Annotated in this window: 13 protein-coding genes and 2 tRNA genes; 9 read left to right on the forward strand and 6 right to left on the reverse strand. The window is 65.7% G+C overall.

Translation table 11 applies throughout. The annotated features are described in order from the left end of the window. Positions 1-60: 60 nt before the first annotated feature. The 4 genes from B6V74_RS02875 to B6V74_RS02890 form a co-directional block, all read right to left on the reverse strand. A complete protein-coding gene (locus tag B6V74_RS02875; RefSeq protein WP_075776121.1) occupies positions 61-678 on the reverse strand; it encodes an inner membrane-spanning protein YciB in 618 nt (205 codons plus the stop codon). Between the two features lie 6 nt (positions 679-684). Further along, positions 685-1,587: an EamA family transporter gene (locus B6V74_RS02880; protein ID WP_075776122.1), complete on the reverse strand. Its 903-nt coding sequence runs from the start codon at positions 1,585-1,587 to the stop codon at positions 685-687. A 180-nt stretch (positions 1,588-1,767) separates the two neighbouring features. Further along, positions 1,768-3,030, reverse strand: coding sequence for a signal recognition particle-docking protein FtsY (ftsY, locus tag B6V74_RS02885; RefSeq protein ID WP_088721907.1), 1,263 nt, complete (start codon positions 3,028-3,030; stop codon positions 1,768-1,770). A 55-nt stretch (positions 3,031-3,085) separates the two neighbouring features. Then, on the reverse strand, positions 3,086-3,724 hold the full coding sequence (locus B6V74_RS02890; RefSeq protein ID WP_088721908.1) for a lysoplasmalogenase: 639 nt from the start codon (positions 3,722-3,724) through the stop codon (positions 3,086-3,088). Positions 3,725-3,819: 95 nt separating this feature from the next. Here B6V74_RS02890 and B6V74_RS02895 point away from each other — a divergent pair, with 95 nt between their 5' ends. Together B6V74_RS02895 and B6V74_RS02900 are read left to right on the forward strand one after the other, a co-directional pair. Next, complete coding sequence (locus B6V74_RS02895) at positions 3,820-5,040, forward strand: alkane 1-monooxygenase (protein ID WP_088721909.1); 1,221 nt, start codon at positions 3,820-3,822, stop codon at positions 5,038-5,040. A gap of 56 nt (positions 5,041-5,096) precedes the next feature. Then, entirely contained in the window at positions 5,097-5,504 is a 408-nt protein-coding gene (locus tag B6V74_RS02900; RefSeq protein WP_075776124.1) for a hypothetical protein, read from the forward strand. A gap of 3 nt (positions 5,505-5,507) precedes the next feature. Here B6V74_RS02900 and xseA read toward each other — a convergent pair whose 3' ends face one another. Then, positions 5,508-7,088: an exodeoxyribonuclease VII large subunit gene (xseA, locus tag B6V74_RS02905; protein ID WP_088721910.1), complete on the reverse strand. Its 1,581-nt coding sequence runs from the start codon at positions 7,086-7,088 to the stop codon at positions 5,508-5,510. Positions 7,089-7,181: 93 nt separating this feature from the next. Here xseA and purD point away from each other — a divergent pair, with 93 nt between their 5' ends. The 6 genes from purD to B6V74_RS02935 all read left to right on the forward strand — a co-directional run bounded on the left by purD (position 7,182) and on the right by B6V74_RS02935 (position 11,073). Beyond that, positions 7,182-8,447, forward strand: coding sequence for a phosphoribosylamine--glycine ligase (purD, locus tag B6V74_RS02910; protein ID WP_088721911.1), 1,266 nt, complete (start codon positions 7,182-7,184; stop codon positions 8,445-8,447). A 435-nt stretch (positions 8,448-8,882) separates the two neighbouring features. Further along, positions 8,883-8,957 (forward strand) — tRNA-Gly (locus B6V74_RS02915). 22 nt (positions 8,958-8,979) lie between these two features. Further along, positions 8,980-9,054 (forward strand) — tRNA-Gly (locus B6V74_RS02920). A gap of 128 nt (positions 9,055-9,182) precedes the next feature. Beyond that, positions 9,183-9,770, forward strand: coding sequence for an imidazoleglycerol-phosphate dehydratase HisB (gene hisB / locus B6V74_RS02925; RefSeq protein ID WP_088721912.1), 588 nt, complete (start codon positions 9,183-9,185; stop codon positions 9,768-9,770). Continuing rightward, a complete protein-coding gene (hisH, locus tag B6V74_RS02930) occupies positions 9,770-10,408 on the forward strand; it encodes an imidazole glycerol phosphate synthase subunit HisH (RefSeq protein ID WP_075776128.1) in 639 nt (212 codons plus the stop codon). Before hisB ends, hisH begins: the two co-directional genes overlap by 1 nt. Beyond that, complete coding sequence (locus B6V74_RS02935; protein ID WP_240497033.1) at positions 10,408-11,073, forward strand: adenine nucleotide alpha hydrolase; 666 nt, start codon at positions 10,408-10,410, stop codon at positions 11,071-11,073. The genes hisH and B6V74_RS02935 overlap by 1 nt, the downstream gene beginning before the upstream one ends. A gap of 52 nt (positions 11,074-11,125) precedes the next feature. On the opposite strand, the gene B6V74_RS02940 is transcribed toward B6V74_RS02935, so the two are convergent. Next, positions 11,126-11,512: a DUF2147 domain-containing protein gene (locus tag B6V74_RS02940; RefSeq protein WP_075776130.1), complete on the reverse strand. Its 387-nt coding sequence runs from the start codon at positions 11,510-11,512 to the stop codon at positions 11,126-11,128. A 143-nt stretch (positions 11,513-11,655) separates the two neighbouring features. On the opposite strand from B6V74_RS02940, the gene hisA reads away from it, so the two are divergent. After that, entirely contained in the window at positions 11,656-12,375 is a 720-nt protein-coding gene (gene hisA, locus B6V74_RS02945) for a 1-(5-phosphoribosyl)-5-[(5-phosphoribosylamino)methylideneamino]imidazole-4-carboxamide isomerase (protein WP_088721914.1), read from the forward strand. Positions 12,376-12,401: the final 26 nt, after the last annotated feature.

The following is a 12,401-nucleotide window of genomic DNA, read 5'->3' on the forward strand; positions in this document are numbered from 1 at the left end:
CTCCGGCTTTGACAGTCGCGACAGGTGTAACGGATCGCGGCGGGCGCGGACAGGTCGGAGTTACTTCTCCGCCTCGTCCCCCTCTTCCTTTTCGATGCCGTGGCGCTCGAAAAGCTTGGTCTGCGACATGATGAAGACGATCAGGATGATCGGCAAGCCGAAAGTCTTGAAATCGACCCAGATCTCGTCCGACATCGTGCGCCAGACGATCTCGTTGGCCACCGCGAGCGCGAGGAACAGCCCCACGAAGCGCTTGGTCAGGATCATCCAGCCCTCATGCGCCATCGGGATCGCCTCGTTCATCACCAGCTGCAACCACGCCTTGCCGCGGATCAGCCCCGCCCCGAGAATACCCGCGAAGAGCAGATAGATGATGGTCGGCTTCATCTTGAAGAAGGTCGGATCGTTCAGCCAGACCGATAGCCCGCCGAAAATCAGCACCAGAACCAGCGTCGCGATCTGCATCGCCGAGATCTTGCGCGTCAAGGCCCACAGGATCAGCGTCGAGGCGGCGATCAACGGGATGAACAGCGCGGTGGCCACGACGAAGCCCGAATAGTCGGTGCCGAGGATCGCGTAGGTGCCGTCCTTGAGCCGGTTGAAGGCGACGAAGAAGACGATGAGCGGCCCCCAGTCGAGCGCCGCTTTCACCCACGGGGAAATCTTTTTCTCTGCCATCTGCCTTTACCTGCCTGCTATCTCAACGATCACGGCCCCCGCCGCGATCAGCGCCATCAGGGCCGTACGCCGCGGCCCAACTTTCTCGCCCAGCACGAGCCAGCCGATGAGGGCTGCGAAGACCGTCGAGGTCTCGCGCAGCACCGCCGCCTCGCCCACCTTGTCGAGCCGTGTCGCCAACATGATCGAGCCAAAGGAGAAATAAGCAACAATCGCGCCGATAACACCCCTCTTGATGAGCGGCACCATTTCCGAACTCGGCAGCTTCGTCCAGCGCCGCGCGGTGAAGATCGGCATGAACCAGCCGTCGATGAAGAAGAACCACGCCAGGAAGGTGAAGGGATCGGCGGTCGCCCGGATGCCATAGGCGTCATAGGTGGTGTAGAGCGCGACGAAGGCACCGGTCGCCACGGCGAGCATCAGCGCCGGCACCATCGTCTCTCGATCGACCGTCACATTGCGCAGGTTGTAGATCGCAAGACCGTAGATCCCGGCAAGAAGCGTGGCCACCCCGGCCCATTGGCCGATCGTGAAATGCTCTCCGAAGATAATCCCCGCCCCGATCACCGCGAAAAGCGGCCCGGTACCACGCACGACCGGGTAGACCACCGTATAGGCCCCACGCTGGTAGCAGGCCGCCTGCAGCAGCTTGTAGCCGACATGGATGAAGAACACGCCCACGAAGATCGGCCACATGTAGGGCTCGGGCCACGGCACCACGAAGAGCGCGAAAGGGGCCGCGATGATCCCGTAGCTCGCATCGATCGCGGCGCGGCTGAGCCACGGGTCGTGCCGCCCCTTCTGCAACGCCCCGAACAGCGCGTGCAGAAAGGCCGCGAGCAGCGCGAGGCCCAGCGCGAGGTGCTTGCCGGTCTCGGTGCCCGAGACAGATATGATCCAGTCGCTCAAGGGGAAGTCCTTCGTGATCTCGGGCGCTAGGGGGCGCTGCCCCCTCTGGCCTCAGGGCCATTCACCCCCGGGATATTTCCACCAAGGGGAAGAGGAAAGGCGCAGGGCTCTATTCGGGCTTGCACAAATATCCCGGGGGGCGCGCGCAAGCGCGGGGGGCAGCGCCCCCAAATCGCGGGTTCAGTCTTCGAGGCCCACGAGGGCCTGCGCGAATTCCTCCGGATCGAAGGGCGCCAGATCGTCGAGTTGCTCTCCCACCCCGATCGCGTGGATCGGCAGGCCGAACTTGTCGGCCAGCGCGACCAGCACGCCGCCTTTCGCAGTGCCGTCGAGCTTGGTCATCACCAGCCCCGACACGTTCGAGATCTTGCGGAAGACATCGACCTGCTGCAGCGCGTTCTGCCCCGTCGTCGCATCGAGCACGAGAAGCGTGTTATGCGGAGCGGTCTCGTCGACCTTGCGGATCACGCGGACGATTTTCGCCAGCTCCTCCATAAGATCGGCGCGGTTCTGCAACCGGCCTGCCGTGTCGATCATCAGAAGGTCCGCCCCCTCGGCCTCGGCCTTCTTCATCGCGTCATAGGCTAGCGAAGCCGGGTCGGAACCTTCGGGCGCGGTCAGGACCGGCACGCCGGCGCGATCGCCCCAGACCTGAAGCTGTTCGACGGCGGCTGCGCGGAACGTGTCACCCGCCGCGATAACGACCTGCTTGCCGGCTGCGCGGAATTGCGAGGCGAGCTTGCCGATCGTCGTGGTCTTGCCCGACCCGTTGACGCCCACCACCAGCACGACCTGCGGCTTCTTGGGGTAAAGCGGCAGAGGTTTCGCGACCGGCTCCATGATCCGGGCGACCTCTTGGGCCAGAAGCCCCTTGATCTCGGAAACCGAGAGCTTGCGACCCATCCGCCCCTCGGCAAGGTTTGCCGAGACGCGCAGCGCGGTGTCGACGCCCATGTCTGAGGCGATGAGCAGCTCTTCGAGGCTTTCCAGCATCTCGTCATCGAGGACACGGCGCGGCTCGGCGGGTTTCGCCTCTCCGCCGCCGAAGATGCGGCCTAGAAGGCCGGGCTTCTTCGACTCGGAGCTGGGACGCTCGGGCGCGGGCTCGACGTCGAGCGGTGCCTTTGCGATCTGCGCGTGTTCCTCTTCGACCGGTTCGGTCACCGGCGCGGGCACGTAGCCGGGTGCGGGCGGCGTCGGATCGGGGAGGTTGATCGTCTCATCATGCCGGGGCTCGGGTTCCTGCTCGGGCTCGGGTTCGGCACGGCTCCGCGGCGCGGCCTCGGGGGAGGTCTCTGCGGGCGTCGCGGGCGCCGAAGGTTCCGGCGTCTCGGCGACCTCGTCTTCACTGGAGGCATTCTCGGCGACGATATCCTCGAGCCCCTGCTCGAGCTTTGAGGAAGAACGCGTCAGACGCGATTTGAGCTTTTTGAAAAACGACATGGATCAGGCCTTTCCTTACGCTCCACCTAGTTCATCGCAGTCCCGGATGGAAGGCTTATCCCCCGGCGAAACCCGATCCCGCGCCCCAGCCGATCAGCGCCTGACCGCCCCAGTAGAGCACCCAGAGCGCGCGCGCCGCGATCCGCTTACGTCCGGCGTCGTGCAGCACGAACATCTCCAGCGCGAGGATCAGGTCGGAAAGCACGAAGGCGAGGCTACCCAGGATCACCAGCAGATAGCCCGCGGGCAGGCCCATCGCCACCGCCGCCATCGCGACGATGATCCAGATGTAGGCCCGCACCGGCCAGCACAGCCCGCCCGTCCGCGGCAGCAGCCAGAACTCCGCCGAGAGTCCCAGGGCGATGAGAGGGATGGTCCATGCCGAGGGCTGCGCGCCCATCTCGAGAAAGCCGATCAGATAGGCCAGATGCCCCGCCGCAAAGGCTGCCATGCCAATCAGGAAGGCGCGCTGGCCAGAGCGCGACAGGGCGAAGTCGCCCGCTGCACCAAGGGCGAGCCCCGCGAGGATCGCAAGCGGCGCGCCCAGGGCGGCCGCCATCGGGATCAGCGCTACGACGGAGGCGGTCTTCACGAGGGTTTTCGCGCTGCTTTCCCCCGCCCCCGCATGGCGTACGAGGTAGATTGCCGCGAAGACGGCGGCGATAACGAGGCTGATCGGAGCTGCGGACATCATCGCCACATCTGGCGCAGAAAAGCCCCGCCCCCGCAAGCTGAGTCACAAAATGGTCGAAATCGCCGAAAGAATGGCGCAAAACGATGGAACTTCCCATGTCGAGCGAACCGGACCCGCAGCACGTGACCCAAGGCAATGACCCGACGCGCAAGCGCCGCCTTCGCGGTTCGTTTGCAAATCTGCTGCGGCTCTCGCGCGAGATTCCGGGCGTCGACAGCTTCGCGGTCGTGACGCTTCTGCCGGTGCCGCTTTTGCTGGTGGCGGGCGTCTTCGGCGGGCTCGCGGCCAGGGCGGCGCTGGTCTGGATCGCGCTGTGCATGTTCCTCCTCGACGAGGCACTGAAGCATCCCTCTCCAGATGCGCCGGAGGGCTCGGAATTCCCGGCGGCCGATGCGCTGTCGACGACGCTGGCGGTGGTGCATTTCGTGCTGCTCGTGCTCGGCGTGGCGGCGATGTCAGGACATACGATGCTGGAGGGCCCGAGCTGGATCGCGGTCTGGCTGGCCTTCGGGCTGTTCTTCGGACAGGTGTCGAATTCCAACGCGCACGAGCTGATCCACCGGCCGGACAAACGGCTGTTTCTGCTGGGCAAATGGGTCTATATCTCGCTGCTCTTCGGCCATCACACCTCGGCGCATCGGCTGGTCCATCACCGTTTCGTCGCTACGCCGGACGATCCGAACTCGGCACAGCTTGGCGAGGGCTTCTGGTCCTTTGCGCCCCGGGCCTGGATCGGTAGCTTCGTCGGCGGCTACGAGATGGAGCGCAACCGCTTCGCCCGCCTGCCCGCGATCGATCCGAACGCACCGCTGAGCGCGCAGATCAAGGCGAGGATCGCGCGGCTCGGCCCCTACCCGTCCTATCTGCTGGGCGGGCTGTGGTTCGCGGTGCTGTTCGGACTGCTCTTCGGGGCCGAGGGCGTGGTGGCCTATATCCTGCTCTGCGCCTATGCGCAGCTGCAGATCCTGCTCGCCGATTACGTCCAGCATTACGGGTTGTCGCGGCGGCGGCGGGGCGATGGCAGCTTCGATCCGGTCGATGCGCATCACAGCTGGGACGCGCCCGCGCCGATCACCTCGCTGTGGATGCTCAACGCGCCGCGCCATTCGGATCACCATGCGCATCCGGCGCGGGAATATCCCGCCCTTCGGCTTGGCGATCTGACCGAGCCGCAACGGCCCGTCCTGCCGCGCAGCCTACCCGCGATGGCGGCGCTGGCGCTGTTCCCGCCGCTCTGGCACCGCGTCATGGACAAGCGCGTGAAGGCGCTGCAGCAGGACGAGCCACGCGGCGCCGAAAGGGCGAGCGCGCGCTAGGCAAGCGGGCCGCGATCTGGCAGGTTGGATCAATGCAACAGCCGGAGCCTCCCTCGATGCGGCCGATACTGATCCTGATGCTGGCCCTCGCGCCGAACCTGTCAGCTGCGGCCGACCCGCTCGGTCCGCCTCTCAATGCAGAGCAGTTCGATCAGCGCACCGTCGGGCGCACCATCACCTATTCGGTCTTCGGCCAGCCCTACGGGTCCGAGCAATACAAGCCCGGCCACAAGGTGATCTGGGCCTTCACCGAAAGCGAATGCAAGGAAGGTGACTGGTATCAGGACGGGCAGTATATCTGCTTCGATTACGGCGAATACGCGCCGCTGCAATGCTGGACCTTCTATGACACGGCGAAGGGGCTGGTCGCGCAGTTCAAGGGAGATCCCTCGCAGGAACCACTGGTGAGCCTGTCGGAAAGCCACGACCCGCTGATCTGTCAGGGGCCGGACGTCGGCGTATAGGTTTCAGAACAGGCTACCCTGAGACGGTCCCGGATCGGGCTTTTTCTTCTTCGGCTTCGGCGGCGTCGCACTGCCGCCACCGCCCGGAATGACCGCGAGCTTGCCATCGGCGAACTCGATCTCGAGACCGGACTGTTTCTCCGCCACCACCTGCGACGTCACCACGCCGTCGGGCCCGCGCACCACCGCATAACCACGCTTGAGCGTCTCTCGATAGCCCAGCGTCTGGCGCATCCGGTCGAGCCGCTCGAGCCGTTCGCGCTGCGCTTCGATCCGTGCGGGCAGGCATCGCTCCAGCCGGGTTTCCAGTCCCGTCAGCCGCTCCGCCCCTTCGCGGTTGCGCCTTTGCGCATCGCCGATCATCCGCACCCGCGCCGCATCCAACCGCCGCGCAAGCTGCGTGTGATCTTGCTTGGCGCGCCGCATCCGCGCCGCAGGTGCCGGAGCGAGCCGCGCCGACAGTCCGTCGATCTCCCGCGACCGATCCCGGATGAAGCGCCGAAGCAGGTTCGGCGAGATTTGCGCAGCCAGCGGCGCGAAACGGGTATTCTTGCGCAGGACCAGCGTGCGCAGCGCAGGCCCCAGCCGCTCGGCCCAGAGATCGAAGCTTTGCCTCGCCGGTTGCGTCAGCGCCTCGGGACGGCCCAGACCACGGGCCAGATCGCGCAGTCGCTGGCCCCGCTGATCGAGCCGCCCACGCGCCGCCCGCATCATCCGCGTCTGCGCCTCCGACAGCCAGGCGGCCAGTTCGGCGCGCACCGGCACCGCCATCTCAGCTGCGGCGGTGGGCGTGGGCGCGCGCCGGTCGGCGGCGTGATCCACAAGCGTCGTATCGGTCTCGTGGCCCACCGCCGAAATCACCGGGATGTCGCTTTCGGCCACGGCGCGGACCACGGCCTCTTCGTTGAAGCCCCAGAGGTCTTCGATCGAGCCGCCGCCGCGCGCGACGATGATCAGATCGGGGCGCGGGATTTTCCCGCCCGGCGCCAGCGCGTTGAAGCCCCGCACCGCGCGCGCCACTTCCGGAGCGCAAGCCTGCCCCTGAACCGCCACCGGCCAGATCAGCACATGGCGCGGGAAGCGGTCAGCGAGGCGGTGCAGGATGTCCCGGATCACCGCCCCCGAGGGCGAGGTCACCACCCCGATCACCCGCGGCAGCCACGGGATCGGCTTCTTGCGGCCCGCATCGAACAGCCCCTCGGCGGCCAGCGCCTTGCGCCGCGCCTCCAGCATCGCCATCAGCGCGCCTGCGCCCGCCGGCTCGACATTCTCGACGATCAGCTGGTATTTGGATTGGCCCGCGAAGGTCGTCATCCGGCCCGTGGCGATGACCTCCATCCCCTCCTCTGGGCGGACCTGCATTTTCGCCACCTGCCCCTTCCAACTGACGGCAGCGATCACCGAGCGGTCGTCCTTTAGGTCGAAATACATATGGCCCGAGCGCGGCGTCGAGACACGGCCTACTTCGCCGCGCACCCGGACGCGGCCGAATTCCCCCTCGATCACCCGCTTCACCGCCCCCGAGATCTCGGAGACCGTGTAGTCATGCGCGTTCGAGCCGTTTTCGTCGTCGAGAAGGTCCATCTGCCCGCCTTGTTTCGCGTTGGTCCGGGGCGCCTTGCCTCGGGGTTTCGCGCAGCTTAGAAGGCAGCAAAGCGAAGGCCAAGGGGGCGAGCGATGAACATTCTGGTTCTGGGCGGCGGCGGGCGCGAACATGCACTTGCTTGGGCGATCAAGCAAAATCCGAAATGCGACCGGCTGATCGTGGCCCCAGGCAATGCCGGGATCGCGCAGATCGCCGATTGCGCGGCGATCGACCCGAGCGATGCGGCGGCGGTGCTCGAACTTTGCGAAGCGAATGCGATCGATTTCGTGGTGATCGGGCCGGAAGCGCCGCTCGCCGCGGGTGTGGCCGATGCGCTGCGCGATCAGGGCATCCTGACCTTCGGCCCCTCGGCGGAGGCCGCGAAGCTGGAAGCCTCGAAAGCGTTCACCAAAGAGATTTGCGACGCCTGCAACGCGCCCACCGCAGCCTATGCCCGCTTCACCAGCGCGGAAGTCGCGAAGGGCTATGTCCGCGAACAGGGCGCCCCGATCGTGGTCAAGGCAGACGGTCTGGCCGCCGGCAAGGGCGTGATCGTCGCGATGACGCTCGATGAGGCCTTCAACGGCATCGACGAGATTTTCGGCGGCGCCTTCGGAAGCGCGGGCGCGGAAGTCGTGATCGAGGAATTCATGGAGGGTGAGGAAGCCTCTCTCTTCGTGCTTTGTGACGGCGAGAACGTGCTGGCCGTCGGCGGCGCGCAGGATCACAAACGTGTCGGCGAAGGCGATACCGGCCCGAATACCGGCGGTATGGGCGCCTATTCCCCCGCCCCGATCCTGAGCCCCGAGATCGAGGCGAAGGCGATGGACGAGATCGTCCGCCCCACCGTCGCCGAGATGGCCAAGCGCGGCACCCCTTTTCAGGGCGTCCTTTATGCCGGTCTGATGATCGAGAACGGCCAGCCGCGTCTCGTGGAATACAACGTACGCTTCGGCGATCCCGAATGTCAGGTGCTGATGCTGCGGCTCGGCGCACAGGCGCTCGACCTGCTACTGGCCTGCGCGGAAGGGCGGCTGAACGAAGTGCAGGCGCAATGGGCGCCCGATCATGCGATGACGGTGGTTATGGCGGCACAGGGCTATCCCGGCGCCTATGAGAAAGGCTCGGTGATCGGCGGCCTCGACGCGCTGCCCGAGGACGGCTCGCACATGGTCTTCCACGCTGGCACCTCCGAAAAAGACGGCAAGATCGTCGCGAGCGGCGGCCGGGTTCTCAACGTGACAGCCCGCGGCGCGAACCTGCAGGAAGCGCGCGACCGCGCCTACGCGATGGTCGACGCGATCGACTGGCCCGAAGGCTTCTGCCGCCGCGATATCGGCTGGCGGGCGCTGAACTGACCTGATGCATGGAGGGGGCTCTGCCCCCGCTCGCGTTCCGCGCGCCCCCCGGGATATTTCCACCAAGTCGAAGGCGCGCAACGAAGTCTTAACGACAGCTGCGTTAACAAAGAATCGCGGAACAGGCGGGGACGCCGATGACCGCCCAAGACGAAAGTGCCCGGCTCGCCCGCCCTTCTGCGGATCGAGTCGGGCATTTTTCGTTTTCGGCTTGGGTCAAACATCCCGGGGGGACTGGCGCAGCCAGCGGGGGCAGAGCCCCCTCGCTTGGCGCATCCTGAGCCCGCCGGCTTGCGGTCCTCTTACCTCGCGAGGCGCTTCCAACGCACCTCACTGCCGCCTGCCGAAACGTCAGGCAGAAATTTTCCCCTTCGCGCAAAATTTCCTCTTGCAGCCTACGCCGCTATCCCCTAAATCCGCCTCCACCGAACCGGCGCGGGCGTAGCTCAGGGGTAGAGCATAACCTTGCCAAGGTTAGGGTCGGGCGTTCGAATCGCCTCGCCCGCTCCAGTTCGGTCAAATACCCAAGGATGCGGGCGTAGCTCAGGGGTAGAGCATAACCTTGCCAAGGTTAGGGTCGGGCGTTCGAATCGCCTCGCCCGCTCCAATACAAAAAAGCCTCCCTTCGGGGAGGCTTTTGTTTTTCCGCCGCACCGATCCTGCAATCGACAGCAGCCTGCTTGAGCGCGCCCCCTGCCCCGGCCTATAAGGCAATGAGTTTCAAGGAGGCGCCCAATGCGCAAGGCCACGATCAGCCGCAACACCGCCGAGACCGAGATCAGCGTCGAGATCGATCTCGATGGCACCGGTCAGTATGACAACAAAACGGGTGTGGGCTTCTTCGACCACATGCTCGACCAACTCGCGCGGCACTCGCTGATCGACATGACCGTGCGGGCGAAGGGCGATCTGCATATCGACGATCACCACACGGTCGAGGATACCGGGATCGCGCTGGGTCAGGCCTTGGTGCAGGCGCTTGGCGACAAGCGCGGCATCCGCCGCTACGGCCATTTCGCACTGGCGATGGACGACACGCAGGTCTCCTGCGCGCTGGATCTGTCCGCGCGGCCGTTCTTCGTGTGGAATTGCGACATGCCCACCCCGAAGATCGGCACGTTCGACACCGAGCTGGTACGCGAGTTTTTCCAGGCCCTCGCCACCCATGGCGGGATCACGCTGCATATCGACCGCCTGCATGGCTTCAACAGCCACCACATCGCCGAAGCCGCGTTCAAATCGGTCGCCCGCGCCCTGCGCATGGCGGTCGAGCCCGATCCGCGCATGGGCGGCGTGCTGCCCTCGACCAAAGGGGCGCTTTGATGCTCACGGCACTGGTCGATTACGATTCGGGCAACCTTCACTCGGCAGAGAAGGCGTTTCAGCGCATGGCGAACGAGACGGGTCACGGCACGATCGTCGTGACCTCGGAGCCCGACGTCGTCGCGCGCGCCGACCGGATCGTGCTGCCGGGCGACGGGGCGTTTCCGTCCTGCAGCGCGGCGCTCTATCGCTTCGAGGGGCTGGCGCAGGCGATCGAGGAGGCGGTGACCGTGAAGGGCCGCCCCTTCCTCGGGATCTGCATCGGCATGCAGATGCTCGCGACGCGCGGGTTGGAATTCCGCGAGACCGAGGGCTTCGGCTGGATCCCCGGCGAAGTGGTGAAGATCGAACCCTCCGATCCGTCGATGAAAGTCCCGCATATGGGCTGGAACGATCTGGTGGTCGGCTACAATCACCCGGTTCTGAGCGGCATCAACACCGGCGATCACGCCTATTTCGTGCATAGCTACCACTTCAACGTAGCCGAGCCTGAGCACCGTCTGGCCTATGCCGAATATGGTGCGGAGATCACCGCGATCGTGGGCCGTGACAATATCGTGGGCACCCAATTCCACCCCGAGAAGTCGCAGGCGACCGGGTTGCGGCTGATTGCGAATTTCCTCGGCTGGAAGCCCTGATGGCCCCCAAGGCGGTTCTGTCGTGGTCGTCGGGCAAGGATTGCGCGATGGCGCTGCATGCTTGCCGGACCGAAGGCCACGCGGATGTCGTGGCGCTGCTGTCGACGACCAACGAGGCTTTCGACCGGGTCGCGATGCACGGCACCCGCAATGAGTTGCTGCGCCGTCAGGCGAAGGCCACGGGCCTGCCGCTGATCGAGGTGCCGCTTCCCTGGCCCTGCTCGAACGAGGATTACGAGGCGCGGATGGCCTCTGCCATGGATCAGGTGAAGGCGCTTGGCGTAGAGACGATGGTCTTCGGCGATCTCTTCCTCGAAGACGTGCGCGATTACCGGATCGAGAAGCTGAAGCCGCTCGGCGTCGAAGCGCTGTTTCCGCTCTGGCAGCGCCCTACGGATCAGCTGGCGCGTGAGATGATCGCGGCGGGGTTCGTCACGCATCTGGTGACGGTGGACCCGAGCAAGCTCGAGCGAAGCTTCGCGGGGCGGCGGTTCGATGAAAGCCTGCTGGCCGATCTACCTGAAGGCGTCGATCCCTGCGGCGAGAATGGCGAGTTTCACACCGCCGTCAGTGCGGGCCCGATCTTCGACGCGGCGATCCCGGTGCGGGTGGGCGAAACCGTTATGCGCGACGGCTTCGCCTATGCCGATCTGATCCCGGACTAAGTCCGGCGAGAAATCCCGGCCCGCCGCATCCGCGCAAGGCCGGGGAGAAAAGTCACTTCACGCGCTGCCAGTCCTGCGATTTGCAGAAGAGGCCGCCGGCCACACAACCCGCCAGCGCCATCGCGTTGCCCTGAACGGTAATCTTGCCGAGGTAGATCTTGTTGTTCGACGGACGCCAGACCTTGCCCTTGTACTTGTTGTCGCCCTGGGGCTCCATTCCGATCACGAGTTGCTTGCCGAGATTCTCCGACTTGTACTCGCTGCCGCCCTTGAAGGTGCGCACGATGGTCCCGCAGAATTTCGCACCGCAGGGCGCGATATCCACATAGGCATAGGCGCCGTCATCGGGCTGCGTCTTCCAGGTGCCCTCGATCGGGTCGGCCAGCGCCGCGCCTGCGCCCAATGCCAAAGTCACCGCGGCGATCATCAATGTCTTCATGGCAAATCTCCTCCCTTTTGCCTGCTGGCCGCATCAGGCCATGCAAGACCGATTCCCGGCAAGACTGACGTGACGTCCGCGTCAGGCTTGGAAAATCCGCGAACCCGTGGCAAGAGGCGACGCGACAAATCAGGAGAGCCCCGATGATCCTCTACCCCGCGATCGACCTCAAGGATGGCCAATGCGTGCGCTTGCTGCATGGCGAGATGGACAAGGCCACGGTCTTCGGCGACGACCCCGCGGCGCAGGCGGCCAAATTCGAGGCGGCGGGCTGCGAATGGGTGCATCTGGTGGACCTCAACGGCGCCTTCGCGGGCGAGCCGGTGAACGCCGCCGCCGTCGAGGCGATCCTGTCGCGCGTCAAGGTGCCCGCACAGCTGGGCGGCGGTATCCGCGACATGGCGACGATCGAGCGCTGGCTGGATAAAGGGCTTGCGCGGGTGATCCTCGGGACCGTCGCAGTCGAGAACCCCGATCTGGTGCGCGACGCGGCGAAAGCCTTCCCCGGCCAGGTGGCCGTCGGAATCGACGCGCGCAACGGCAAAGTGGCGACCAAGGGCTGGGCGGAAGAGACCGATGTGATGGTCACCGATCTGGCGAAATCGTTTGAGGACGCGGGCGTCGCCGCAATCATCTACACCGACATCATGCGCGATGGCGCTATGGGTGGACCGAACATCGCCGCGACCGAGGCGCTGGCGCGCGCGGTCGAGATCCCGGTGATCGCGAGCGGTGGGGTCTCCTCCCTGCCCGACCTGATCGCACTGCGCGACACCGGCGTGATCGCGGGCGCGATCTCGGGGCGCGCGATCTATGACGGGGCACTCGATCTGACCGAGGCGCTGGCTGCGTTGCGCGCCTGACGCAGCGCAGAGGAAATCCCGCAAAA

It is taken from the genome of Thioclava sp. F42-5, assembly GCF_002213195.1.
GTDB lineage: Bacteria > Pseudomonadota > Alphaproteobacteria > Rhodobacterales > Rhodobacteraceae > Thioclava > Thioclava nitratireducens.